This window comes from Tateyamaria sp. LSS28, from assembly GCF_059611725.1.
The window spans coordinates 103,479-129,520 of the sequence record NZ_JCAPFI010000007.1 but is presented as its reverse complement, the minus strand read 5'-3'; the positions used below and the strand labels follow the sequence as shown (position 1 = coordinate 129,520).

Genomic DNA, 26,042 nt, shown 5'->3' with positions numbered 1-26,042 from the left:
GGGTTCCCCCCGCCGAACAGGATTTGCCCCCGGCCCCGCGCCGGGGGTTTTTTATTGGGTGGGGCGCACGACACGTGCGCCTTACGGGCGCGTCGGCTTTACGCGCTACACTGTAAGGCGGAGGTGTCCTCCGCCCCGCGTACCAAATGCGCCGGGGCCGTTCTATTGCGTGAAAATCCGGACCATCTGCGCGTCGAAATGCGCCCATGTCATTGTCGCCTTGTTGCCCGCATATCCGTGATAGTGGGATTTGCCGGTGTCATTGGGCAGACCCGCCCAGATCTTGGCCAGGTTGTTCATGAAGGTCTGCCGCTTCATCTCACCCGCGAGGAAGGGTGCAAGGCCAGCGTCAGCCAGCAGTATGTCAGCAAGACGGTTCTGCACTTGCGGTGTGAACTGCGTCTTGGGATTGATCCCCGCCTGCCGCACGAGCCGCCGCAAGGTGGGTGGAATGAACTGGTAGCGGCCAATGGCGTGGGGCTGGCCCGGTGTGGCGTCGATCCAGTCATAGATTTGCTGGATCGTCAGCCGGGTTGGGGCCGCTGCGGGTTTGACCTTTGCCCCGTGCTGTACCGCGTCATACCCCTTTTTGCCTGCCTCTGCCTGTGCGATCAGGTTGCGCAACCGCGCCACCCGCCCTTCGACGGGATAGTTCCGCAAGTTGTCGAGTTCCTTGGGATCGGGCGGCGCAAAAAGGCCAGTGATGGAACGCCCTGCAAACAAGCTCGGCCCGGAATGACGGATCATCGGCTCTGTACTGATCAGCGGTGCCGCCTTGGTCATCAGACTGGCTCGACTGACCATCGGCAACGCCTCCGCCCAGGCAAATGCCCCTTGCCCCACCAATCCAACACACGCCAAAAGGCCCCAAATCCGCCGCATCGCAATCCCGTTCTGAAATCATCGCGTGCGGGATTTGTGCGGCGACATCCCTAAACACGGGGTTGCCACCGCAATGCGTTTTGAGCCGAGTTTAGTTCAAATGCGATTTATCGCGTGAACGACCCCGTTCAGGCGGCCGTCAGCGTGGCATAGAGCTGGTCCTTCAGCGCCATGCGCTGCTTGCGTATGTCTTGCATATGCGCGTCTGATACGGGTTCAACATCCGTCTCGGCGCGGTGCACGGCGCGATTGACGTCGTGGTATTCATCGAGCAAGCGGGCGAAATGTGCATCGGTCTGCCGCAGGTCCGAAATGCGATCTGCATGTTCGGGAAAATCCTGCATAAGCTCGTGGGGCGTGTTCGACATCTGATCCTCCGGGTCGTCAGCTTTTGCGGGAATGCGGGTGCAGCGATGCCGCCAGGATATGTTCGGACCCGTTCACAGCAGCATCTGCCTGCTGCACGATCAGCGGGTCGGGTACGGTGGCCACTGTCAGGTCCTTGTCGGGATAGTCCAATGTCGACAGAAAGTGCTTCATGCAATTGATGCGTGCGCGTTTCTTGTCGTTGGATTTGACGACCGTCCAAGGTGCATCTGCTGTGTCCGTGTAGAAAAACATCGCCTCTTTTGCTTCGGTGTAATCGTCCCATTTATCAAGGCTGGCCCGGTCGATGGGCGAGAGCTTCCACTGTTTAAGCGGGTCCGTCTCACGCGCCTCGAAACGGCGGCGCTGTTCGTCCCGGGTGACGGAGAACCAGTATTTGAACAGCTGAATACCCGACCGCGACAGCATCCGCTCGAACTCGGGCGTTTGGCGCATGAATTCGAGGTATTCGTTGGCGGCACAGAACGACATCACCCGCTCAACACCGGCCCGGTTGTACCAGGATCGGTCATAGAGCACGATCTCACCGCTGGTTGGCAGATGCTTGATGTAGCGTTGGAAAAACCACTGCCCGCGCTCCTGGTCCGAGGGTTTGTTCAGAGCCACGACACGTGCGGCACGGGGGTTCAGATGCTCCATGAACCGCTTGATGGTGCCCCCCTTGCCTGCTGCATCACGTCCTTCGAACAGCAGCACAAACTTCTGGCCCGTCTCCTGCACCCACAACTGAACCTTCAGCAACTCGACCTGCAAGGCAGCCTTTTCCGCCTCGTATTCGGCACGCGTCATCTTGTCGGCGTGGGGGCATTGGGTCTGGTCAAAGGCCTGAGCGTTAGAGGGCTTGCGATCAATGATCTCAACAGATTGTGCCAAAAGTCTTCTCCTAGTGCTATTCGGTGAAGACGTAGAAACCCGCACGTACGCGTTGTCATTGATGTGCGTCATTTACAGGTGCGAATCGAAGACCTTCCAGACAGGCATCAAGGTGTTGATCCGCGATACGGTTGCCTTGATCAGGCCAGTGTCGCGCCAATTGGCGGGCATCGGCCCCGACATGGCAAGCGCCTTGCGCTTCAGCAGATCCCCATGCGGATGGTCCTGGTTATAGGGTTTCGGTACGCGCTTCAGCGGCTCTGGTCCCCAGTCACTGATCTCAGCACCGGTGTCGGCGGCCGCATCCAGCGCCTCCTGCAAGCTGTCCCCCCAACTGTCGACGAAGGCGCGGTAGCGGGTCAGATGCTCGCCCTGCAGGCCCATCACCCCCATACCAAGGATGAAATAGTCCTTCGACAGCCCCCAGAACCACGAGGGGGCCAGCGGGTCCTTATCCGCAGGGGACCACATGATGTGCAGATGCGTGTTGAGTGGTGTCTTGTCCTTGGAAAAGCGCACATCGCGGTAGATGCGGAAGACCTTTGGGCTGTGCGGCTTGCCGGTGATGCGGGCGATATCCTCGGCCATCAGGTCCGAAAAGAACCCGGCAGGGCCAGCGATGGCCTCCTTGTAGTGGGCCTTGTGCGGCTCGAACCAGTCCTTGGTGTTGTTCTTCTCCAGCTTGGCAAAGAAGCTGAGCGCCTCATCCACCATCTGTTCAAACCCGTCCGCCATATCCGCCCCCTGCATGTCGTTCCCTTCCGAACCTATCGCACAGCGGGGGCCAGTCCACCGCAAGCTGCTGCCAGGTTGCGGCAGTGGCGTGCATTTGCGCCGTCTTCACGCACCCGACCACAGTTTGCCGAGATACACCCAAGGCGCTTCGGGGATGTAAGCCCGGTGCACTCTGTCCATACAGACCAGCACGGCGCATCTGCATTCTTCGCACCAAAACACGCGTTAGCCGTTGCGCCCACTGTGTTCTGCATGGCACGATTTGGCGCATGATTACCTCTCTCAACGGCACCCCGCTTTCACCGCTGACCTTCGGCACCATGCAGTTCGGCGGCAAGGCCGACGCCAGCGAAAGCCGGGCGATGTTCGACGCCGCCCGCGCCGCGGGCATCACCCATTTCGACACCGCCTTTGTTTATACGGGCGGCGCATCCGAAACGCTGTTGGGTGAGATGGTCAAGGCCGACCGCGATGACTTGATCATCGCGACCAAGGCGGCATACGAGGGTGGGTCCGGGCGCGACAACATCCTGACCGGCTTTGCCACGTCTCAGCAGCGGTTGCAGATGGATATGGTCGATATTCTGTACCTGCACCGCTTTGACGATGACACGCCACTGCAGGAAACCTTTGACGCGCTGGCCACGCTGAAGGCGCAGGGCAAGATCCGCCATATCGGTGTCTCCAACTTTGCCGCATGGCAGGTGATGAAGGCGCAGGCGGTTGCCGCACAGTTCGAAGTGCGGATCGACATCATCCAACCCATGCACAGCCTCGTCAAACGCCAGTCCGAGGTCGAGATTTTCCCGATGGCCGTCGATCAGGGCATTGAAATCGCACCCTATTCACCGCTTGGTGGCGGGCTGTTGACCGGAAAGTACGTGGATGGTGGCACCGGGCGATTGACCGAGGATGACCGTTATGCCGCGCGCTACAACGTGGATTGGATGCGCGAGGCAGCGGCCAATCTGTCCGCGCTGGCAGCCGACCATGGCACCAGCCCTGCAACACTTGCCGTGGCGTGGGCCATGGCGCATCCGGCGCGGCCCCGGCCCATCATTTCGGCCCGATCGGCAGAGCAGCTGGCACCGTCGCTTGCCGCGCTCGACTTTGACATGACTGCCGATCTTTATGACCAGATCACCGGCTTCAGCGTCACGCCGCCCCCGGCCACGGACCGGATCGAGGAAGCGTGACAGACATCATCGTCATCGGCGGTGGTATCGCCGGGGTGTCTGCGGCGGCGCGTCTATCAGATGGGGCGCAGGTCACGTTGATCGAGGGCGAAAGCGCCCTTGGTTACCACGCCTCGGGCCGGTCTGCCGCGCTGTTCGAAGAGAACTATGGGTCGCCTTCGGTGGTGGCACTGAACAAGGCCAGCGCCGCCTATCAGCAACCGTACCTCAGCCCGCGCGGCTTTCTATTGCTTGGGCGCGCAGGCGAAGATGATCAATTCGATGAAGATGCGCAGACCCTGAAATGCCCCGAGATTTCGGTGGACGAGGCGCGGACATACATTCCGATCCTGAACCACGCGATCACCCGCGCCGCTTATCATGCCGATGCGTTTGATATCGACACGGACCGGATGATTCAGGATTTCGCAAAGACCGTGCGCGCAAATGGCGGGCGGGTTCTGACGGGTCAGGCGGTGACCGAGATCAAGCACGACCAAACCTGGACCGTGCATTGCGGTGACGGGGTGTTCACCGCTGATGTACTCGTGAACGCTGCGGGTGCCTGGGCCGACCAGATTGCCGCGATGGCGGGGGTCGCGCCCATTGGCATCATGCCCCTCCGTCGTTCCATGGCACGCCTGCCTGCGCCGGGTGGCCACGACGTGAGCGATTGGCCCATCTTCTTTGGTGTGGGCGAGACGTGGTATGCCAAGCCGGATGCCGGGAAACTTTTGGTCTCTCCGGCGGATGAGGACCTTGTCGCACCGCAGGACGCATGGGCCGACGACATGGTGCTGGCCGAAGGGCTGGACCGCTATAGCCAGCACGTGACCGAACCCGTCACCCGGGTTGAGACGTCATGGGCGGGTCTGCGCAGCTTTGCCCCCGACCGCACATTGGTGCTGGGCCGCGATGCGCAAGTGCCTGAATTCGTTTGGTGCGCGGGTCAGGGTGGTTACGGGTTTCAGACGGCCCCAGCGGCCAGCCAGCTTCTGGCTGATCTGGTGTTAGGCCGTCCTCCGCACATAGACGCGGACACCATCAAATCCTTGTCGCCAGCCCGCTTCTAAGCCGCTAGGCTCGGCCTCATGTTGACACGATTTTTGATTGCCGCATTCGTCATTTTATCTGCCTGCGCCCCCGGCCCTGCCCCCTTTACCGGCCCGATGATAATCGGGGACACCGACCCGGTGCGCTTTGCCGGTCGCCAACCCAGCACCTTTCCGGTGCGCGGCATGGATGCGGCCCGTTTCCAGACCAGCGTGGATTGGGTCCGGGCCAAGGCCGTGGGGATCGAGTTTGCCTTCCTGAAGGCGACCGAAGGCGGGGATTTGGCCGATCCGATGTTCAAGGATCACTGGCGTGGCGCGGGCCAAGCCGGGATCAGGCGCGGAGCCTACCACTTCTACTATTTCTGCACGACACCCGAGGTGCAGGCGCAGTTCTTTATCCGTACAGCCCCACGGACGCGCGGCAGCTTGCCGCCCGTGCTGGACATGGAATGGAACCCGTTTTCACCCACCTGCCAGCGCCGCCCGGATGCGGCCACGGTGCGTAACGAAATGCAGCGTTGGCTGAACATTGTCGAAGCACATTATGGTCAGAAACCCGTCATCTACACGACGCCGGGCTTCTACGAGGATGCGGAGCTGAACCGTTTGCGGGGCTACGAATTCTGGCTGCGCACCACGGCCAAGACCCCGGCAGAGGCCTATCCCGGCCAGTCGTGGCGGTTCTGGCAATACACGGCAACCGGGACGCTGCCAAACACGCCCGGTTCCGTTGATATCAATGCCTTCAACGGCTCAGCCGCCGACTGGCAAAGCTGGCTTGAGCGGCGCACGATCCGCTAGGCGACCTCGTCGCCGCTCACCCGGAAGAAGATGGCATAGAGCGCGGGCACAACGATCAACGTGAGAACCGCAGCAAAGCTGAGCCCGCAGATGATCACGATTGCCAGCGAGGCAAAGAACGGGTCCCACACCAGTGGCACAACGCCCAGCACGGTCGTCAGCACCCCCAACAACACGGGTCGCACCCTGCTGACCGCAGAATCCACGATCGCATCCATGCGTGGTTTGTCATCGGCAATCTGGCTATCAATTTCATCAATCAGCACGATGGCCGCCTTGATCAGCAGGCCGGTCAAGGACAGGACACCAAGGATCGCCATGAACTCGAGCGGGGTTTGCGTGGCCGCCAGCCCCCAGATCACCCCGATCAGGGCCAGCGGCACCGTCAACCAGATGATCAATGGCTGCCGAACCGCGTTGAACAGGAAGATCACAACAAGGATCATCGCGCCAAACCCCAAGGGCATGGTCGCTGCCAGTCCGGCATTCGCCTCTTGAGAGTTGCCGTATTCACCCTTCCACTCGAGCGCGTAGCCGGGCGGCAGAGCGATATCCTCGATCTGGTCCCGGACATCGTTGAACAGGTCGCCTGACAGGACACCCACCGCGTTGTCGGATTGCGCCGTGATGGCCAACTTACGGTCGATGCGACGCAGGTTACCTGCCTCGAACACAACGTCAAATCGGTCCACGACCTGATTGATCGGGATGTACCCACCGGCCACCTGACTGAAGACCTGCACATCGCGCAGCTCTGTCAGGTCGTCACGTTCTACGGCTGTCGGGCGCATGACAATGTTCAACAGCTCGTCCCGCTCGCGATAAACGCCCAAGGTGGATCCGGTCAGGTGGGTGGCAAGGGCACCCGAGATATCGCTTTGGGTCAGGCCCAGACGGCGCGCGTTTTCGGTGTCGATGACAGGCCGGAGGACCTGCACCTGTTCACGCCAGTCGTCCTTGACCGCAATGGCCCCTGCATCGGACATGATCGCCTTCGCTTTGGCGGCCAGTTCGCGCAAGACCACGGGATCGGGACCGAAGAACCGCGCCTCGACCTTGGACCCGCCACCGGGGCCCAGCACGAATTTCCACACTTTGGTATTGGCCACGGGATAGTTTTCTTCGATCCACGCCTGCAATTCAGTACGCAGGTCCTCGATCTGGTCAAAGCTCTCGACGTCGACCAGAATCTGCCCATAGGCCGAGTTCTGCGTCTCGGCCTCGTAGATCAGCATGAACCGAGTGTGGCCCCGACCGATGGCCGTGTTTGTTCCGGTGACCCCGGGCAGCGTGCGCACGTGCTCGCTGATTTCCAGTATGTCCGCCTCGGTTGCCGAGATGTCGGCGCCTTGCGGCAGGAAGTAGTCAATCGCGAATTGCGCGCGGGTGGAGGTCGGAAAGAAGCCGGGCGGCACCATGCTGAACATCGCAATCGCAGATGCGAACAGCACCACGACCAGGCCGATGGTCAGATACCGGACCGCAATCGCACGTTTGAGAATGCTGCGGTACATCCCAAGAAACACATTTTCCCGCTCTTCCACGGCCGTGCCGGGTTTGAGCAGAAGGGTGCAGAAATACGGTGTCAGCCAAATGGCGACCAGCCAGGAAAACAGCAGTGAAATGGCGATGGTCCAGAACAGGCTGCCGGCATATTCGCCGGTGTTGTCCGGCGAAAAACCGATGGGTGAAAAGGCCAGGATGCCAACAAGTGTCCCCCCCAGCAGCGGCCATTTCGTCTGGTTCACAACCGCGATGGAGGCGGACGCCGCGCTCTCGCCCCTTTGGACCCGAACCAGCGTGCCTTCGACCACGACGATGGCGTTGTCGACCAGCATCCCCAACGCAATAATCAACGCGCCAAGGGAAATGCGCTGCATGTCCAGATCATAGAGGTACATTCCGAACAGCGTCCCGGCCACAGTCACCATCAGGATGCCGCCCATCAGAATGCCCGACCGCAGCCCCATGAAGATCAGAAGCGTGCCCACGACGATGGCGAGCGCCAACACGACGTTCATGACGAAATCGTCGACCGACTCTTTGACCGTGACGGACTGATCCGAAATCGCCAGCACATCGATACCAATGGGGCGCTGATCAATCAGGGCGTCCATCCGTTCCTTGACCGCCACACCCATGTTCACGACGTTGCCGCCCAACGTGTTTGATATCCCGATCCCGATGGCTTGTTTCCCATCGCGGTACAGCAACATGGTCGCCGGATCCTCGACCCCGCGGCTGATCGTTGCAATATCGGACAGGCGGAAGGACGCGCCGGTCTGCGGATTGGTGATCATCAAGTTGCCGATGGCCTCGGTCGAGGACACCGCACTTTCCGGGCGGACCATCAGGCGGGTTTGCCCCGCCTTGATTGACCCGGCGGGACGGACGAGGTTCTGGCCTTCGAGGATTTCCGCAATCTGATCCGGTGCCAAGCCAAGCTCAATCAAGCGGGCCGACGAGTATTCGACATAGATGACCTCGTCCTGGACGCCGTTCAGAACCACCTTGGACACGCCATCGACCGTCACCAGTTCGCGTTGCAGGTCCTTGGCATATTCATGCAACTCGCTGATGGAGAACCCATCCCCTACAACAGCGAAATACAGGGCATAAACGTCACCAAAATCATCAAAGATCAGGCTTTCAAGCGCGTTGGGGGGCAGGTCCCCCTGCGCATCGTCGACCTTGGCGCGCATCTGTGCGAACCGTTCATAGAGCACAGGGTAGTCCGGCACCGAAGGAATGGTGAATTCAACATTCACGATGCTGAGACCTGGCGAGGACACCGACCGCACTTCATCCACGCCTTGTAATTGCTGCAAGGCGTTTTCAACAACCTCGGTCACTTCCTCTGCCACCTCTTCGGCGCTGGCACCGGGATAGGGCGTGATGATCTGGGCCTGACGGATGATGAATTCAGGGTCTTCGAACCGCGGGAGCACGGTGTACGCAAAGTACCCCGATATAAGAATAAGGAGCGTCGAGATCGCCGAGATCAGACGCTTTTCGATGGCAAACCGGGCCAGATCCATAGCTTAATCTCCAACCCGAGTGATCGGGCGTATGGTCATCCCGTCAACGATCTGACTGACCCCAGCAGCAATCACGCGGTCCCCCGCGCTGACCCCATCGGTCACGGCAACCTCAGCGCCGCTGGCCTCGCCCAACGTGACGGATTGCTTGGACACGGCGTTGTCATCATCCAGCAGCCATACAAACGGCGAACCATCGGGGTCTGCGCCCACTGATGTCAGCGGAATACGCAATTCCGGCGCCGACCCCGGGGCCGTTGCCAAGGCGCGGCCAACCATGCCAGGCAGAATGATGGACCCGTTTGGTTGCGCGACACTGACCCGCCCCCGATAGGTTTGGGTGGCGGCGTCGGCCTGAACAGAGAATTCCACCACCTCTGCGTCAAAGGTTTGCCCCGGCAACGCGTCAAACTGAACCTGGGATTGGATCTGGTCCTGTCCGTTTGCGGACAACGCGACCACATCCGGCCCCGGCACATCAAAGGCAAGGTGCACGGTGTCGATGTTTTGCAGCAGCGCAATGCTTTGGCCTGCCTGCACATTCGTGAAGTTGTCGATGTCACGACGCGAGATGATGCCCGCGAAGGGCGCCGTCAGCGTTGCGTCATCAAGATTGTCGTTTGCCACCTGCAATTGCGCTTCAAGCCCACGCAAGGCCGCCTCAGCCGCTTCGATGTCTTCCGCTCGACCACCGGATTGCCCGATGATCAACTGTTCTTGCTGCGCCCGCAGGTTGGCTTCGGCAACACGCAAGGACGCCTCATCCTGTTCAAGACGGGCAGCGGCAACAACGCCGCGTTCCGCCAACTCGCGTGTCCGTTCGGCCTGATCACGGGCCTGATCAACTTGGGCCTGAGCCGATTCAACTGCGGCTTCCAGCGCGACAATCTCTTCCGCACGCGCGCCCGACCGCAATGCGCGGAGTTGGGCTGCCGACTGATCACGTGAGCTTTCAAGCTGGGCAATCTGGCGTTCGAAGTCGCGCGGGTCGATCTGGGCAATCAACGCACCCAGCGCTACATCCTGTGCACCACGAATGGGGAGTTCAATGACCCGCCCACTGACGCGAAACGACAGCTCAACCTCTTCGGAGGGCAACACAATCGCAGGATACGTACGCTGGATCGTTGCTTCTGTTTCCTGAACGGTGGCGATCTTGGCAGGGCGCAAAACGTCCTGAGCGCTGAGTGACACCGCTGATGCAAGCGCTGCGCCGATGCCAAATACAAAAATCTTTATTAGATTCATCGTGGTGCAACGCCTTTTTCCAATATTGAAGCGGACAATTAAGCGACGCGCCAGCCGAGTCAACCAACAGGCGAGTGATCCCCCTTCAATCGGCGGGTTCACCCATCCTTGCGGATCACCTCGTTCTTTGGATCGTAGGGGCTGTCGCTGACAATTTCTGCCTGCCAAAGCTTGTCGAACATCCTGACCTGCAGCTGTGTGCCCGGTACAGCCAGATCGGGCTGGACATATCCCATGCCAATCGATTTGCCGAAAGCGACCGAATACCCGCCAGAGGTCAAACGTCCGACACGTGTATCCCCGTGATAGAGGGCTTCACGTCCCCAAGGGTCTGCATCATCAGGCCCGTCGATCAATACGGTGACGCAAGTCGAACGGACGCCAATCTTTTCCATCGCCGCCTTGCCATGGAAATCCTTGGACAGGTCAACGAAGCGGGGCAGATCAGCTTCCACCGGGGTCGCATCGCGGCCCAGTTCGGTCCCGAACGCGCGATAGGATTTTTCCTGCCGCAACCAGTTCTGCGCACGCGCGCCCACGAGCTTCATTCCGTGCTTTTCACCAGCCTTCACAAGCTGATCCCACAGGTAGTTCTGCATTTCGATTGGATGGTGCAATTCCCAGCCCAACTCGCCCGTGTAAGCGACGCGGATGGCCCGCACAGGACACATACCCAGTTCGATGTCGCGATAGGACAGCCAAGGGAAACGTTTGTTCGACAGGACAGTCGACGGGTCCGCATCCTTGACCAGTTCGTTCAGCACATCACGCGATTTCGGCCCGGCAATGGCGAATACACCCCACTTGGTCGTTACATCCTCTTCGTTGATGCGCCCGAACTCAGCCTCTTTCTCCATGATCGCCTTGTAGAGGTAATCCTGATCATAGGCGTGCCATGCGCCCGCCGACACGAGGTAATAGTCATCCTGGGCCAGCCGCACGATGGTGTATTCCGTGCGTGTCGTGCCCGCAGCGGTCAAGGCATAGGTCAGGTTGATGCGCCCGACCTTGGGCAGCTTGTTGGTGGTGAACCAATCCAGGAATGCCGTGGCACCCGGCCCACTGATCCGGTGCTTGGTAAACGCTGTCGCGTCGACCAGACCAACGCCCTCACGGATCGCCTTAGCCTCGTCATGGGCGTATTGCCACCAACCGCCCCGGCGGAAGGATCTGGCATCGTGATCAAAACTGTCCGGCGCATCCAGAGGGCCGTAATAGTTGGGACGCTCGAACCCGTTCACGCAGCCAAACTGTGCGCCTGCCTCCTTTTGCCGGTCATAGGCCGGACCTGTCCGCAACGGACGGCACGCTTCACGCTCTTCGTCCGGGTGGTGCAGGATATAGACGTGCTCGTAGCATTCCTCGTTCTTGCGAGCCGCATACTCGGTCGTCATCCAGTCGCCGTAACGCTTGGGATCAAGCGAGGCCATGTCGATCTCGGCCTCCCCCTCGACCATCATCTGGGCAAGGTAGTAGCCGGTGCCGCCAGCGGCGGTGATACCAAATGAGAACCCTTCGGCCAGCCACATGTTGTCCAACCCGGGCGCAGGACCGACCAGCGGGTTGCCATCCGGCGTGTAGCAGATCGGGCCATTAAAATCGTCCTTGAGACCGCTTTCTTCGCAAGACGGCACGCGATGGATCATCGCCATGTACTGGTCTTCGATCCGCTCCAGATCCAGCTGGAACAGGTCCGCCCGGAAGCTGTCCGGCACCCCATGTTCGAATCGCGCAGGCGCATTCTTTTCATACACCCCAAGGATCCAACCGCCACGCTCCTCGCGGACGTAGGACTGCGCGTCGGCATCGCGAATGACCGGGTGCTCGGCATTGCCCTCGGCCCGGTACTTCACAAGCTCGGGGTCCTGCTCCATCACGATGAACTGGTGTTCAACAGGGATGGCGGGCATCTTGATGCCCAGCATTTGGGCCGTGCGCTGCGCATGGTTGCCGCTGGCAGTCACAACATGCTCAGCCGTGATCACCACCTGCTCGTCAGAGGGTACAAGATTGCCGCCCTTCTCCACCATCTTGGTGGCCGTGATCTCCCAAGCCTCACCGTTCCAGTGAAAGGCATCGGCCTGCCACTTCCGCTCGATCATCACGCCGCGCTGGCGCGCACCCTTGGCCATCGCCATCGTGACATCGGCGGGGTTAATATAGCCGTCCGTTTGGTGATACAGCGCGCCCTTCAAATCCTCAGTCCGGATCAGGGGCCACTTCGCCTTGATCTCATCAGGCGTCATGAACTCGTAAGGCACCCCGCAGGTCTCGGCCGTTGAGGCATAGAGCATGTATTCATCCATGCGCTCTTGGGTCTGCGCCATGCGGAGGTTGCCCACAACGGCGAAGCCCGCGTTCAGCCCCGTCTCTTCCTCAAGTGTCTTGTAGAGCTTGATCGAGTAGTCGTGGATGTGGGTCGTGGCATAGGACATGTTGAAATAGGGCAGCAAGCCAGCAGCATGCCATGTCGAGCCAGAGGTCAACTCGTCCCGTTCAAGCAGCATCACGTCGTCCCAGCCCGCACGCGCCAGATGGTAGGCAATCGAGGTTCCGACAGCGCCGCCGCCGACAACCAATGCTTTGACCTGAGTTTTCATGTCCCGATTCCTTCGCAATCCGTCCCCGTTGTTCTAGGAAAACAACACGCGCGCCGCGCCAACAAGCCGACCGAACGCTGCAGAAAAACGACGCCCGCGACACGTCCCTTCTTCCCTGTTTCAAAAAATCCCGGGGGTTTGGGGGCTGGCCCCCAATAAACAGACAGCGTCGCCGCAGGCGTCCGCAGGATCAAGGCAAACGGGTAAAGGAGGCCTGCCCGATGGGGGCAAGGCCATCTGCGGTCAGAAAATCGGGATGGGTCAGCAGGCGGACAGACTGGCGCGGCTGCGTTTCGACATTTGGGCCGGTGTAATCCGGTCCACTGTCTGCACCTGCGTCCCACGGCCACAGCACAACGGTCACCTGATCCCGCCATATGTCTTCGGCGCGCAATTGCACGCCGCTGGCACCAGAAAACCAATCCGGACTGGGCGCAAGCATCGTCGCAAAGGACACACGGCTCAACGTCTCATTCACCATCAGCTCAAAGGAAAACGCCCCTGGACTGGCGACCCCCGGCAACACCACATGCTCGCCGACGCGGCCACGCCTGCGCCCCTCGGCCAGTTCCGCTTCAAGCACGCTGACGCGCCCGTTTGTGGCGACAAGGGCCAAACCGCTCGAGGCTGTTTCTCCGTCCTGGAAAAGGCTGTATCGTGATGAATGCGCAAAGGCGATCAACCTGCTCCAATGCGCGTCCAGGTCATCCGCTGCCGTCCAATTGAACGTCACATCGACACGGTAGCGTACCGTGTCTTGCGCCAGCGCGACACCTGCCATCACCACGCACAGAAACGTCGCGATTGCCTTAGCGACGCGGGCCAAAGATCTTACCCGGGTTCATGATGTTTTGTGGATCCAGCGCCGTCTTGATCGCGGCCATATATTCGACCGTGGGCCCCAGTTCCTTGACCAGATAGGGCATCTTGCCCTGACCGATGCCATGCTCACCGGTGCAGGTGCCGTCCATCCGGATTGCCTCGTCCGCGAGGAAGGCCGTGAACTCCTCGGCGCGACGCACCTCCTCGGCGTTTTCCATATCGATCAGCACGAGGCTATGAAAATTGCCATCACCCACATGCCCGACGATTGGGGCCAGAAGCCCAAGCTCCTCCGCCTTGGCCTGCGCGCCTGTCACGGCCTCAGCCAGTCGCGAGATGGGCACGCAAACATCGGTCGAGATCCCTTGTGCGCCGGGGCGCAATTGCAAGGTTGCCCAATACAGGTCGTGCCGCGCTTTCCACAGCTTGTTGCGTTCTTCTGCCGTCGCGGTCGTTGCAAAGTCGGTGCCTCCCGCATCCTCGGCGATAGAACCAAACATCTCTGCCTGTTCGATCACACCACTGTCCGAGCCGTGGAATTCCAGCAAAAGCAACGGTGTCTCTGGCAGGGTTAGACCTGCATAATCATTCGCCGCCTTCACGTTCAACGCGTCCATCAGCTCGATCCGCGCAACGGGAATGCCATACTGGATCGTCGTCATCACGGCCTGGCAGGCGGCATCGATGGAGGGAAAGGACATGCGCGCCGCAGAGATAGCCTCCGGGATACCCTGCAGTTTCAGCGTGATCTCGGTGATCAGACCCAGCGTGCCCTCGGACCCGATCAGCAAGCGTGTCATGTCATAGCCTGCTGATGTTTTCTTGGCCCGCTGCGCCGTGCGGATGACCCGCCCATCGGCCATCACAGCCTCAAGCGCCAGCACATTGTCCTTCATCGTGCCATAGCGCACCGCGTTGGTGCCCGAAGCGCGGGTCGAGGCCATCCCACCCAGCGATGCATTCGCACCGGGATCGATGGGAAAGAAGAGCCCCCTGTCCCGCAGATAGGTGTTCAACTGCTCTCGCGTCACACCCGGTTGCACGACGCAATCAAGGTCTTCGGCATTCACGGCGAGTATCTGGTCCATCTGGGTCAGATCCACGGATACGCCACCCGCCGGCGCATTCACGTGTCCCTCGAGCGACGTGCCGGTGCCAAAGGGGATCACCGGCACCTGATGTGTCGCGCAGACCTTTATGATGTCCGACACTTCCTTTGTCGAGGTGGGGAACACCACCGCATCTGGCGCCTGCGCTCGGATCCACGTCGTCGTGTGCGCGTGCTGATCCCGCATGGCCTGACCGGTATGGAAGCGGTCGCCAAACTTCTGCTTGAGGATGCCAAGCGCCGTGGCAATCCCCTCTTCGTTGCGTGGCAGATCAATGGCCTGCGGCATGTGTATTCTCCCCTTGTCGCCGGGCGTCAGTCGCCCAGCGCAATGCCTTCACGGCGCGGATCGGCCCCGCCTTGCAGCGTCTCCCCGATCTCAATCGCATGCAGACCGGAATTCAACCCACGCACATTCACTTCAAAGCCAAGCGCTTCCAGTGCCGGGGCGAGGTCTGCCGCCGATGTGCTTTCTTCGAAATCGTAGGTCCCAAACCGGTTCACGGCGTGGGGCAGGCCGACGGCCTGCTGCACGTCCATCCCCCAGTCCATCCACGCGATGATCGACTTGGCTGTGTAGCCAATGATGCGGCTGCCACCGGGCGAACCGATGGCCAGAACCGGCGCGCCATCCTTCATCACGATGGTCGGCGACATGGACGAGCGGGGACGTTTGCCCGGTGCAAGCGCATTCGCAATCGGCACGCCGTCCACATGGGTGCTGAAGCTGAAGTCGGTCAGCTCGTTGTTCAGAAGGAACCCATGCACCATCAGCCGTGAGCCAAATGCGTTTTCAATGGTCGTCGTCATCGAAGCCACATTGCCATACGCATCAACAATCGAGATGTGTGACGTCGAAGGCAGTTCTAGGCTTTGGTCATCGGCCCAAAGACTGCTGTGATCAAAGGCCGGATTGCCCGGGGCAACATCGGCCAGGGCAGTCTCTCCGTTCAGTTGCCCGGCGCGGTCGGCAAGGTAGGCAGGATCGACCAGACCGGCGGTGGGCATTGGAACGAAGTCGCTGTCGGCCATGTACCGCCCCCGATCCGCAAACGCGAGACGCGATGCGTCACCGATCAACCGCCAGCTTTCCGGGTTATCAGCCCCGAGTTCGGCAAGATCGTAGCTGTTCAGCATCCCCAGGATCTGACCCACGGTCAGCGCCCCCGACGATGGCGGACCCATCCCGCAGACATCATGTGCCCGGTAGGTAACACAGACCGGTGCACGTTCCTTGACCTGGTAGACCGCCAGATCAAGCTCGGACAGAACGCCGGGATTGCCCGCTGCAAACTGCACCGTCGCCATGATGTCCTGCGCGATTTTGCCGGTGTAAAAGCCGTCCGCACCTTCGGCCGCCAAGACCCGCAAGGTTTCGGCATATTCCGGGTTCTGCAGCACTGTGCCCGCGCTCAGCGGCGTGCCATCAGGCAGGAAATAGTCAGCAGTCACGGGGAAGCGACCCAGGCGTTCTGCATCCTGTTCGATCAAACCCGCAAGACGTGGTGATACTTCGAACCCGTCATCGGCCAGCCCAATCGCTGAGTCGAAAAGGCTGGGCCAAGGTTGGCTGCCCCAACGTTGATGCACCTCTTCCAAGAGCGCGGGTGTTCCCGGCGTGCCAACGGACCGCCCTCCAACGACCGCATCGAAGAAGCCCATGGGCTCCCCATCCTCTGTCTGGAATAGCTGCGGCGTTGCTGCCAACGGCGCCGTTTCGCGCCCATCAAGTGTCGTCAATTCCTGTGTTTCAGCATCATACCAGACCAGGAACGCGCCTCCTCCCAGGCCCGACGATTGCGGCTCAACCAATCCCAGAACGACCTGCACAGCCACAAGTGCGTCCGCTGCGGTGCCGCCCTTCGCAAGCACTTCGGTGCCGGCCTGCACGGCCAACGGGTTGGCAGCAGCGACCATGTAGCTTTGCGCCGTGACGGGCTGGCCTGCATCCTTGGATGCTTGTGCTGCGGCAATGGCTTCTGTGGTCGCAACCGCTGCGCCTTCAGTCCCGCCTTCGGGCTGGACGGCGTCCGCGGTTTGCTGGGCCAACGCGGCCCCTGCGATCAGGGTAAAGGCAACGGTCAGGGAAAAGCGCATGGGATCCTCCTTTGGCGCGGCAGGCTCGTCAATTCGGCGGTCAAAAAACCGGGCAGCTGAGCCGCCCGGGGCATCAAAGCATGGACGGCACGACCTGATCAGGTGGGCGGTGACCATCGTCAAAGGTCTTGATATTGATAATGACCTTTTCGCCCATTTCGATCCGGCTTTCGCGGGTGGCCGAACCCATATGGGGCAACAATACAACGTTGTTCAGTTCGCGCAGGCGCGGGTTCACCTCGGTCCCGTTTTCATAGACATCGAGGCCCGCCCCCGCGATCTCGCCCGCCCGCAACATGCGTGTCAGGGCGTTTTCATCAATCACCTCGCCACGCGACGTGTTCACGATCACGGCATCCGGTTTCATCAGTTTCAAACGGCGCGCGTTCATCAGATGAAAGGTAGAGGGCGTGTGCGGGCAGTTGACGCTGATCACGTCCATGCGCGCCACCATCTGGTCCAGGCTTTCCCACCACGTGGCTTGCAACTCTTCTTCGATCTCGGGCCGCAGGCGGCGGCGGTTGTGGTAGTGCACCTGCATCCCGAAAGCCGCCGCTCGGCGGGCAACCGCCTGTCCGATACGGCCCATGCCAAGGATGCCGAGCCTGCGCCCGGCCACCCGGCCGCCAAGGAATGCGGTGGGCGCCCATCCGTCCCATGTGCCTGATTGCATCGCAGCCAGCCCTTCGGGCAGGCGGCGGGTCACGGCAAGGATCAGACCCATGGTCATGTCGGCGGTGTCATCGGTCAGTACACCGGGCGTGTTTGACACCAGGATACCGCGCTGCCGGGCCGTCGAGACATCAATATTATCAACACCTGCGCCATAGTTCGCGATCAGTTTCAAACGTTCGCCAGATTGCCCGATCATGGCCCCATCCACCGTGTCGGTAATCGTGGGAACCAGAACATCAGCCGCCTTCATCGCCTCGACCAACTCGGTGCGGGTCATGGGCGCATCGCTGTCGCGCAAGGTGACGTCGAACAGTTCGCTCAACCGGGTTTCCACCTCGGCGGGCAACCGTCGCGTAACGACAACACTCAGACGTTCCTTTGGCATTGCGCCCTCCCCGGTGCTTGGCCTTGCGTCCTATCTTTGGCATGGTGGCGGATGTGAGCACGAGGCACAAGAACCTCGGCCACATCAAAAGGCGAGTGACGAGCGGAAAGTTCCCGATGATTGCGGTTTGGCGGTTTGTGCTATCGATGCTTTTGGTGCTGGGCCTGACCCTGCCCGCTGTTGCACGAGACACAGGTCCCGTGACCAACCTGCCCTTGCCGCGCTTTGTGTCGATGAAAGCGGCAGAGGGTAACGTGCGCCGCGGCCCCTCCCTGACCCACAGAATCGACTGGGTGTTCAAGCGCCGCGACATGCCGCTGCGCATCACGGCCGAACATGGCCACTGGCGCCGGGTCGAAGACCGGGAAGGACTGGGCGGCTGGGTGCACTATTCGCTGCTTTCCGGCACACGCACGGTTATTGTCGAACAGGACATGCTGACCCTGCGCACCAAACCTGACGCCAATGCGCCCGTCACCGCCGCATTGGAAGCGGGCGTTGTCGCCCGATTGGGCAAATGCGGACCCGAGTGGTGTCGCCTGAGTTCCGGCGGCTATCGCGGTTGGGCACCCAAAGCACGGCTTTGGGGTGTTGCGATAGACGAACTGCGCGACTAACCCAGCTCCGCCACAACACGGACTTCCACGACCGCCCCTTCGCGGCGCAACCCTGCCACTTCAACCGCTGTCCAAGCAGGGTAAGGTTGTGAAAGATGCGCGCGGCGCACGGCATCAAACGCATCGAAATGGGCGCGGAGCCCCACGTGGTAACTGGTCATTTCCACAACGGCGTTCAGGGTAAGGTTGGCTTGGGCCAGCACCTCGCCGATCTTGGTAAAACAGGCGTTGAATTGCGCCTCCTCCGACACTGGCATCGTTCCGTCCGCCGCTGCCCCGGTGACGCCCGTCATGAACACATGATTGTGCGATATCACCCCCGGCGACATGCCCGCCGCGTCACAGGCGGCCTCGAGCCCCGGTGGTATCAATACCCGTCGCGTCATCAGCAACTCTCCTTGCTCTTGCCCTTATCTTGTTTAGCATTCAAAGCATTGCACAACGCGTATCCAAGAAGAACATTCCAATGAAAGCCATTCAATACACCCGTTTCGGCCCGGCCTCGGATGTTCTGACCTTGGCAGAGATGCCAACGCCGGACCCCGCACCGGGCGAGGTGCTGGTCGAGTTGACCTTTTCCGGCGTGAACCCGTCAGATGTCAAAGCACGCTCTGGCACACGGCCCGGTGTGATAAAGCCTCCGTTTGACCAGATCATCCCACATAGCGATGGCGCGGGACGGATCGTGGCCGTTGGCGATGATGTGCCAGAGACACGGATCGGGCAACGTGTCTGGATCTGGAACGGCCAGTGGCAGCGCCCCTTCGGCACGGCCGCAACACATATCTGTCTGCCCGCAGACCAAGCGGTACCGCTGCCAGACCCGATCACCATGGACACAGGGGCCGTGTTAGGCATTCCTGGCCTGACCGCAGCACATGCTGTTTTCGGAGGTGGCGCTGTTGCAGGCCAAACGCTTCTTATCCAAGGCGGTGCAGGCACTGTCGGCCTGCTGGCCGTGCAACTGGCGAAATGGGGTGGTGCCAAGGTGATCGCAACAGCCCGGGGGGACGGATTGACCGCCGCGGAGGACGCAGGTGCAGACGTTGTTCTGAACTACTCCGACCCTGACCTTGCACAGCACATTCTGGCGGCCAATGACGGCGCGCCTATATCGCGCATCATCGAAGTGGAATTTGGCCGCAATGTGGGGACCGATGCGGAGGTGATTGCCCCCAATGGCACCATCGCGGCCTATGGCTCGGCGCAGGACATGGCGCCCACGCTGCCCTTTGGTCCGTTGCTGTTCAAGGCTGCGACGGTCGACATCCTGTTGATCTATCTTCTGCCGCCAGATCAACGCGCCGTGGCGATCGAGCATCTGCATGATGCGCTGCTTACAGGCGCGCTGACCTGCCCGATTGCCCAAACCTTTGCGCTGGCAGACACAGCAGCGGCACATGATGCGGTCGAAGCAGGTCGGCGGGCCGGAGCCATTCTGGTCGAGGTGCAGACGTGATCCGTGCGCTATTGATCATCCTGTGCCTGTGCGCTGCACCACTTTCGGCACAGAACGCGAGCCAGCCCCAAGGCACAATTGCAATCACGGACAGTGCCACGCAGGACGCGGCAATTGCGGTGCGTATCCGCGATATTCTGAACGAGCTTGACGGGTTCGACGGGGTGACCGTGTCCGTCACGTCGGGCATCGTGACACTGCGGGGCACGACCGTGGACACTGCAACCGCCGACCGGCTGAATGAGCTTGTTGGTCGTGTCGAAGGCGTCGTTGCCATCGAGAACGAAGTGACCGAAACGACGGATGTGGTCGCCCGGCTGAACCCGGCGGTCGAACGCTTTCAGGCCCGCATGACACAGGCCGTTGCAATGCTGCCGCTGATTGCGGTTGCCCTTTTGGCCTTTGTTCTGGTTCTGACCCTTGGGATGTTGCTGGCTCGCGCACGTTATCCATGGGACCGGATCGCGCCAAATGCCTTTATCGCCAACATCTATCGCCAGGTAGTACGCATCCTGTTCTTTATCGCAGGTGTGGTCATCGCGCTGGATATCCTTGGGGCGACGGCCCTGCTGGGCACGATACTGGGCGCGGCGGGGATCGTGGGTCTGGCCATCGGTTTTGCCGTGCGTGACACCGTCGAAAACTTTATCGCATCGATCATGTTGTCGATCCGCCAACCCTTTCGCCCCAATGATGTCGTCGAGATCGAAGGCGACACGGGCAAGGTCATTCGCCTGACCAGTCGGGCGACCATTCTGCTGAGCTTTGACGGCAACCACATTCGCATCCCCAATGCGACCGTCTTCAAAAGCCGCATCGTGAACTACTCCACCAACACCGAACGCCGTTTTAGCTTTGAGATTGGCGTGAGTTCCGACGCCGATCTGGCCGAGGTGCGGCGCATGGCAGAAGAAACCGTGGCGGAGCTGCCCTTTATCCTTTCCGAACCGGCACCGATGTCGTGGATCGAACGGATCGGGGATGGCGCGATTTTCATGACAGTCACGGGCTGGATCGATCAAGAGGCGACATCGCTGGTCCGAGCCAAGGGGGAGGCCCTGCGTCTGGTCAAGGCACGAATCGAAGGGGCCGGAATCGAAGTGCCCGACACCACCTATCGCATTCAGTTGCTGGGCGGTGCGGCACTCGACGCAGAATTGGACCAGCCCGGACCAAGCGAACAGGCACCCGCTTTGCCGACAGCCCCGGAGGTCGAAGCCGCCGATGTTACCGACATGTCAGAGCCGGGACTGGACAAGCTGGTGGATGCCGAACGCAATGACCCCGACGCCCCCGATTTGCTGACAGATGCGGCCCCCAAGGAATAGTCGGATTTTTGATGTAAAGGGGCTTGCGCACATCGCTTTGCCGCTCTAATTAGCGCGGCACGTTGGGATGTAGATCAATTGGTAGATCAACTGTTTTTGGTACAGTAGGTTGTAGGTTCGAGTCCTACCATCCCAGCCACTTTCCACAATATCACTGCACTCGCCGCATCAGCACCGCGCGATGTCGCGATTCTATCTAGCGTGGGCTGTAGCACCTGATAGCGTTTGGGCATGAAACATCTTGCCCGTACAGACACCCGCGCCGACGCAGCCATTGCCGCGCTAACTGACGTTCCAGATCCCAGCGTAGGCGCAGACAATCCGGCGCGCCTGCTGCGCCGGTGCCCGGCGGCGGCGCCAACACCATTGGTGTACTCGCCTGTCTTGGCTGACAGTACGAAAGTGGCTGAGGTGCAGATCAAAGACGAACGCGGGCGCATGGGTCTGGGCAGCTTCAAGGCACTTGGTGCGGCTTATGTCATTGCCTGTGACGCCGAAACCGGCGCAGCGTCTGGACGAACTTATGTGACAGCCAGTGCTGGCAATCACGGCCTGTCTGTCGCTGCGGGTGCACAAGCCTTCGGTGCAAACGCAGTTATTTACCTGGCGGACACCGTGCCGGAGGCGTTTGCCGACCGGCTGCGTAGCTTTGGTGCGGATGTACGGCGTCATGGCTCCGTCTACGAAGACAGCATGGCCGAAGCGGCCCGTGCAGCGGAGGCCAATGGCTGGACGCTTCTTTCTGACAGCTCCTGGCACGGTTACTTCGACATCCCACACCGTTTGATGGAAGGGTATACTGTACTGATGCAGGAAATCGTAGCTGCTATGGATGCGCCCACCCACATCTTCCTGCAGGCGGGCGTTGGTGGACTGGCCGCGGCTTGTGCCGCCTATGCGCGCGACGCATGGGGACAGGCGCCCCGGATCATCGTGGTTGAACCCGAGGTGGCCCCCGCCCTTTTCGCGTCGGTTCAGGCGGGCGCCCCGCAAGTGACCGAAGGGCCAAGTTCGGACATGGGGCGGCTTGATTGCAAAGAACCATCGCTGATCGCACTCAAAGGGTTGGCGCGAGACGCCAATGACTACGTGCTGATTTCCGAGGAGGAAGGCGCGCACGGCAGCACGGTCTCGGCCGAAGTTGGCTTGGCATCCACGCCCTCCGGGGCGGCGGGTCTGTCCGCCTTGCTGGCGAGCGCGCCATATCGTGACGCATTGGGTCTGACGGACGCGTCACGCGTGCTGCTGATCCTGAGCGAAGAGGCGTCGGAATGACACCGCACGCGCGCGGTTTCCACACGGCTGAATTTGCGGAGCGCACCCGCAAGGCCCAGTCGATGATGGAAGGTGCTGGCCTGTCTGCGCTGCTGCTCACAACTGAGCCGGAGATCAGGTACTACACCGGTTTTCTCACCCGTTTTTGGGAAAGCCCAACGCGCCCTTGGTTCGTTGTCGTTCCAGCGGAAGGCAACCCGATTGCTGTTATTCCATCCATCGGCGCACACCTGATGGGCCAGACATGGATCACCGATATTCGGACGTGGCAGGCACCGGACTATGACGATGACGGTATCGCATTGCTGGTCGACACATTGTCCGAGCACACTCCGCCCGGCGGCTCAATCGGCATTGCCGATGCGATGGAAAGCTATGTCCGCATGCCTTTGGGCGATCTGCGCAGCCTGGAGCAAAAGCTGGGATCGCGCAGGCTGGTGAGCGATATGCAGATCACGCGGCGTTTGCGATTGACCAAATCCGAGGCCGAGATTTCAAAGATACGAACCGCTGCAAACATCGCCGACCGAGCCTTTGATCGCGTGCCCGAGATCGCCCGAACAGGAACAGCCTTGTCGGAAGTGTTTCGACGGTTTCAAGCGCTTTGCCTTGAAGAAGGGGCCGACTGGGTGCCCTATCTGGCGGGTACATCGGATCAGGGCGGGTATGGCGATGTGATCTCCCCGGCGACGGACGCGCCATTGGAACAGGGGGATGTGCTGATGCTCGACACCGGCCTCGTGCATGATGGGTACTTCTGCGATTTCGATCGCAACTTCAGCATCGATGCACCGAGTACCGAGGTGCAGGATGCCCATGCACGATTGATCGACGCCACCCAAGCCGGGTTTGACGCGACCCGCCCCGGCGCGGCGATTTCCGACATTTTCCACGCCATGGACACCATCGCCAATCCAGGGGGTGAGGCGATGGAAGCGGGGCGCCTTGGTCACGGGTTGGGCATGCAGCTGACCGAGTGGCCGTCCATCATTGTGGCGGACCACACTCCACTAACCCCAGGCATGGTGCTGACGTTGGAGCCATCGGTATCCTTGGGCGATGGGCGCATCATGGTCCATGAAGAAAACATCGTGGTCCGCGAGACCGGGGCAGAGTGGCTGTCTTCCCCCCAAGACCCTGCCATTCGGGTGCTGAAATGAGTGTCTCTTATGACATCGGCAACGCCCGCCCCACGCAGCTTGGACTGATCGTCCTGCAGGCGGATGAAACGATCGAACAGGACATGCGCGTCCTGATGCCCCCGGATGTTGAATACATGATCAGTCGCGTCCCTTCCGGCACATCGGTGACACCCGACACGTTGCGCGAGATGGCAGGCAACCTGACTGGTGCCGCAGCGCTGTTGCCGCGGGGTGCTGAGATGGCCTGCGTCGCCTATGCCTGCACCTCGGGTACCGCCGAAATTGGCGCAGGAAACATCGCTGATCTGGTGCAAGCAGGCGTGGACACTCCCCACGTCACGGACCCGGTCACGGCACTGATCGCCGCCTGCCAGCATCTTGGCGTCACTCGGCTTGGCCTGTTGAGCCCCTATATCGAGAGCGTGTCGGACCGTTTGCGTACCGTCCTGGGGGAAGCAGGAATCGACGTCGTGGCCTTTGCCAGCTTCAATGAACCCCTGGAAGAACGTGTGGTCCGCATCACAGTGCAGTCCGTCATCGACTCGGCCCAAGACCTTGGCCGGGAAACAGAACTGGATGCCCTGTTTTTATCTTGCACCAACTTGCGTACGCTGAACGCCATTCCGGACATCGAAGCCGCGCGCGACATGCCGGTCCTGTCCAGCAACCTTGTTCTGGCTTGGCACATGGCGCAACTGGCACAAGCGCCGCTTGCCGCTGATCTGCCCTTTCGCCTGACTACTCAGGTGTCCAAGCCGGTCGGGTCATCCCGATAAACGTGTCCCCCGCCCCGCCGGTCACATTGCGATCAACCACATCCCGCAGCGTTTCCGTCCGGTTGATCGCACGCCACCCCGGTCCGGAGAAGGTCGAGCGCTTGAACACATGCCGCGACAAGAGCGGGTTGGTCAGGGCCTGACTGAACGCATCAAGCGCCACGAACTTGAGCACAAGGCTGGGCAGCGGGCTGTTGGGCACCCGATCTTCACAGAACAGTCCGACGTGGAAATCCACGTCGCGCGGACCGTCGTAGAACTGGCGGAGCAGGCCTGCGACCTCGGGATCAGACGAGATCGCTTCGAAATTCGCGGGCCTGCGCTGACTCATGTAGTCGCAATAATCCGAAAAGCTGGCCAATGCACAGTCGCGGTCCTGTTTGATTGAGGCCACCTCAATATGCAGGAGCGGTTCTGCCGTGTTGCACGGTCCCAACTCGGCCGCTTGGGTGTCGCTGATCCCTGAAAATGCAGCGAGCAGGCCGTGATCGATCAGCAGCGCATTGTTCATGAATGTGGTGTGTACCGGGCGCTTTTCGCCCCCCCATTTCAGCGCATCGGGGATCAGTGCGTGCCAACGATAGAGCAGGCTGAATTCGGTGGTGATCCAGTTCGGTTTGTTCCATGGCGCGTTCCACGCAACGGACGGATCGGCGCGCAAGCTGAAAGGCAACGGAGATATGTGGTTGATGTAATCCTCAACCACGATCTTGATGAACATGACGATGACCGCGTTGCGCGCGGTCTCAAACACCCGGTCGTCATCCCAATCTGGATGATCGGCCTCAATCTCTGCCGCGAGGCGGTTGTGTTCCCGCAGGAACAACGTGTTCAACATGGCAACCTGAGGGACCGAGTTTGCACGGTCACCACCGAAGGCAAAGATCGTGGGCCGGCGCGTATCATCAAGCGTGCTTTGCCCGAGCGGTGGGTCAAGGACATCGAACTGCGGATCGACCTTGCCGTCCTTGTAAAGGAACGGTGCGTATTCCTCTCCGTTGATCATCTGCGAAGCGAGCCGCCCCTTGCGGCCTTGTTCGTCAGACCGAAGACGCAGCGCCAGAGTCTGCGCGCGGGTGCGGCCGTAAAGGGGACAAAGGTCAATTTCGTGGTTTGACGTGTTGCGTTTCAAGCGGTGAGTGGGGTCTTCGCCTACAGGCACCAAGTCTTCGGATTCCGTGCGGATAAAACCGTCGGTCAGATATTGCGCAAAGGCCGGAAACAAACATGTCGATTTGGGGCACATGCGTTGTTTGCCGTCCTTGCGACGAAACAGCGTGGCGAGATCCTCGGGATCGGCGGCATTGGCACGGGGACGCGGTGGCAGGTGTCGGCCACTCCAACGGCGATCGGTCAACCCACCCCACCAGACATAGTCGCGCTCCGTGCTTAGCGGATGCGGGCGCGGGCGGGCGCGATTGACAACGCGATTGATGGCCCACCGGTTGACGCGTTTGGCCAAGAACGGAATGGCTTCGACAATCGAAAAGACTGCCTTTTTGACGGAATACGGAAGAAATGACATAGCTGGCTCAATAATTGAAAGAATGAATGCCATCAGCAT

The 26,042-nt window shown here is 60.6% G+C and carries 22 protein-coding genes and 1 tRNA gene; 10 read left to right on the top strand and 13 right to left on the bottom strand.

Going from position 1 to position 26,042, the window contains the following annotated elements:
• Nucleotides 1-162: 162 nt before the first annotated feature.
• The 4 genes from AC53L6_RS20395 to AC53L6_RS20380 all read right to left on the bottom strand — a co-directional run bounded on the left by AC53L6_RS20395 (nt 163) and on the right by AC53L6_RS20380 (nt 2,877).
• Nucleotides 163-882, bottom strand: a complete 720-nt coding sequence (locus AC53L6_RS20395; protein ID WP_496909171.1) for a hypothetical protein — start codon at nt 880-882, stop codon at nt 163-165.
• Nucleotides 883-1,010: 128 nt separating this feature from the next.
• Nucleotides 1,011-1,250 (bottom strand): HP1242/YdcH family protein, encoded by a 240-nt coding sequence (locus tag AC53L6_RS20390; protein WP_496909170.1) that lies wholly within the window; start codon nt 1,248-1,250, stop codon nt 1,011-1,013.
• Between the two features lie 16 nt (nt 1,251-1,266).
• Nucleotides 1,267-2,124 (bottom strand): polyphosphate kinase 2, encoded by an 858-nt coding sequence (gene ppk2, locus AC53L6_RS20385; RefSeq protein WP_496909247.1) that lies wholly within the window; start codon nt 2,122-2,124, stop codon nt 1,267-1,269.
• A 90-nt stretch (nt 2,125-2,214) separates the two neighbouring features.
• Complete coding sequence (locus tag AC53L6_RS20380; RefSeq protein ID WP_299602369.1) at nt 2,215-2,877, bottom strand: DUF2461 domain-containing protein; 663 nt, start codon at nt 2,875-2,877, stop codon at nt 2,215-2,217.
• A gap of 269 nt (nt 2,878-3,146) precedes the next feature.
• On the opposite strand from AC53L6_RS20380, the gene AC53L6_RS20375 reads away from it, so the two are divergent.
• Genes AC53L6_RS20375 through AC53L6_RS20365 form a run of 3 tightly spaced genes read left to right on the top strand, consistent with a single transcriptional unit; the run spans nt 3,147 to nt 5,908 of the window.
• On the top strand, nt 3,147-4,073 hold the full coding sequence (locus tag AC53L6_RS20375) for an aldo/keto reductase (RefSeq protein WP_496909169.1): 927 nt from the start codon (nt 3,147-3,149) through the stop codon (nt 4,071-4,073).
• Nucleotides 4,070-5,125, top strand: coding sequence for an NAD(P)/FAD-dependent oxidoreductase (locus AC53L6_RS20370; RefSeq protein WP_496909168.1), 1,056 nt, complete (start codon nt 4,070-4,072; stop codon nt 5,123-5,125). The genes AC53L6_RS20375 and AC53L6_RS20370 overlap by 4 nt, the downstream gene beginning before the upstream one ends.
• Nucleotides 5,126-5,143: 18 nt before the next feature.
• Nucleotides 5,144-5,908: a GH25 family lysozyme gene (locus AC53L6_RS20365; protein ID WP_496909167.1), complete on the top strand. Its 765-nt coding sequence runs from the start codon at nt 5,144-5,146 to the stop codon at nt 5,906-5,908.
• Here AC53L6_RS20365 and AC53L6_RS20360 read toward each other — a convergent pair.
• The 7 genes from AC53L6_RS20360 to AC53L6_RS20330 all read right to left on the bottom strand — a co-directional run bounded on the left by AC53L6_RS20360 (nt 5,905) and on the right by AC53L6_RS20330 (nt 17,881).
• On the bottom strand, nt 5,905-8,946 hold the full coding sequence (locus AC53L6_RS20360; RefSeq protein ID WP_496909166.1) for an efflux RND transporter permease subunit: 3,042 nt from the start codon (nt 8,944-8,946) through the stop codon (nt 5,905-5,907). The two genes, AC53L6_RS20365 and AC53L6_RS20360, sit on opposite strands and share 4 nt — an antisense overlap.
• A 3-nt stretch (nt 8,947-8,949) precedes the next feature.
• A complete protein-coding gene (locus AC53L6_RS20355; protein WP_496909165.1) occupies nt 8,950-10,194 on the bottom strand; it encodes an efflux RND transporter periplasmic adaptor subunit in 1,245 nt (414 codons plus the stop codon).
• Nucleotides 10,195-10,292: 98 nt separating this feature from the next.
• On the bottom strand, nt 10,293-12,794 hold the full coding sequence (locus AC53L6_RS20350) for a GcvT family protein (RefSeq protein ID WP_496909164.1): 2,502 nt from the start codon (nt 12,792-12,794) through the stop codon (nt 10,293-10,295).
• 190 nt (nt 12,795-12,984) lie between these two features.
• Complete coding sequence (locus tag AC53L6_RS20345) at nt 12,985-13,620, bottom strand: spondin domain-containing protein (RefSeq protein ID WP_496909163.1); 636 nt, start codon at nt 13,618-13,620, stop codon at nt 12,985-12,987.
• Nucleotides 13,604-15,013: an FAD-binding oxidoreductase gene (locus tag AC53L6_RS20340; protein ID WP_299205321.1), complete on the bottom strand. Its 1,410-nt coding sequence runs from the start codon at nt 15,011-15,013 to the stop codon at nt 13,604-13,606. Before AC53L6_RS20340 ends, AC53L6_RS20345 begins: the two co-directional genes overlap by 17 nt.
• Before the next feature lie 26 nt (nt 15,014-15,039).
• Nucleotides 15,040-16,821, bottom strand: coding sequence for a gamma-glutamyltransferase (gene ggt / locus AC53L6_RS20335; RefSeq protein WP_496909162.1), 1,782 nt, complete (start codon nt 16,819-16,821; stop codon nt 15,040-15,042).
• Nucleotides 16,822-16,894: 73 nt separating this feature from the next.
• Complete coding sequence (locus AC53L6_RS20330) at nt 16,895-17,881, bottom strand: 2-hydroxyacid dehydrogenase (RefSeq protein ID WP_496909161.1); 987 nt, start codon at nt 17,879-17,881, stop codon at nt 16,895-16,897.
• 146 nt (nt 17,882-18,027) lie between these two features.
• Between AC53L6_RS20330 and AC53L6_RS20325 the strand changes: the two genes are divergently transcribed.
• Complete coding sequence (locus AC53L6_RS20325) at nt 18,028-18,498, top strand: SH3 domain-containing protein (RefSeq protein ID WP_496909246.1); 471 nt, start codon at nt 18,028-18,030, stop codon at nt 18,496-18,498.
• On the opposite strand, the gene AC53L6_RS20320 is transcribed toward AC53L6_RS20325, so the two are convergent.
• Complete coding sequence (locus AC53L6_RS20320; RefSeq protein ID WP_496909160.1) at nt 18,495-18,884, bottom strand: Rid family hydrolase; 390 nt, start codon at nt 18,882-18,884, stop codon at nt 18,495-18,497. The genes AC53L6_RS20325 and AC53L6_RS20320 overlap by 4 nt on opposite strands.
• Before the next feature lie 80 nt (nt 18,885-18,964).
• Between AC53L6_RS20320 and AC53L6_RS20315 the strand changes: the two genes are divergently transcribed.
• The 6 genes from AC53L6_RS20315 to AC53L6_RS20290 all read left to right on the top strand — a co-directional run bounded on the left by AC53L6_RS20315 (nt 18,965) and on the right by AC53L6_RS20290 (nt 24,478).
• A complete protein-coding gene (locus AC53L6_RS20315; RefSeq protein WP_496909159.1) occupies nt 18,965-19,957 on the top strand; it encodes an NADPH:quinone reductase in 993 nt (330 codons plus the stop codon).
• Nucleotides 19,954-21,285 carry a mechanosensitive ion channel domain-containing protein gene (locus AC53L6_RS20310; protein WP_496909158.1) on the top strand — a complete coding sequence of 444 codons (1,332 nt, stop codon included), beginning with the start codon at nt 19,954-19,956 and terminating at the stop codon, nt 21,283-21,285. Before AC53L6_RS20315 ends, AC53L6_RS20310 begins: the two co-directional genes overlap by 4 nt.
• 63 nt (nt 21,286-21,348) lie before the next feature.
• Nucleotides 21,349-21,424: transfer RNA gene (locus AC53L6_RS20305), tRNA-Gln, on the top strand.
• Between the two features lie 92 nt (nt 21,425-21,516).
• Nucleotides 21,517-22,560 carry a pyridoxal-phosphate dependent enzyme gene (locus AC53L6_RS20300; protein WP_496909157.1) on the top strand — a complete coding sequence of 348 codons (1,044 nt, stop codon included), beginning with the start codon at nt 21,517-21,519 and terminating at the stop codon, nt 22,558-22,560.
• Nucleotides 22,557-23,720 (top strand): M24 family metallopeptidase, encoded by a 1,164-nt coding sequence (locus AC53L6_RS20295; RefSeq protein WP_496909156.1) that lies wholly within the window; start codon nt 22,557-22,559, stop codon nt 23,718-23,720. The genes AC53L6_RS20300 and AC53L6_RS20295 overlap by 4 nt, the downstream gene beginning before the upstream one ends.
• Nucleotides 23,717-24,478, top strand: coding sequence for a maleate cis-trans isomerase family protein (locus AC53L6_RS20290; protein WP_496909155.1), 762 nt, complete (start codon nt 23,717-23,719; stop codon nt 24,476-24,478). The genes AC53L6_RS20295 and AC53L6_RS20290 overlap by 4 nt, the downstream gene beginning before the upstream one ends.
• Here the strand turns inward: AC53L6_RS20290 and AC53L6_RS20285 are convergent.
• Complete coding sequence (locus tag AC53L6_RS20285) at nt 24,441-26,003, bottom strand: peroxidase family protein (protein WP_496909154.1); 1,563 nt, start codon at nt 26,001-26,003, stop codon at nt 24,441-24,443. The genes AC53L6_RS20290 and AC53L6_RS20285 overlap by 38 nt on opposite strands.
• Between the last annotated feature and the right edge of the window lie 39 nt (nt 26,004-26,042).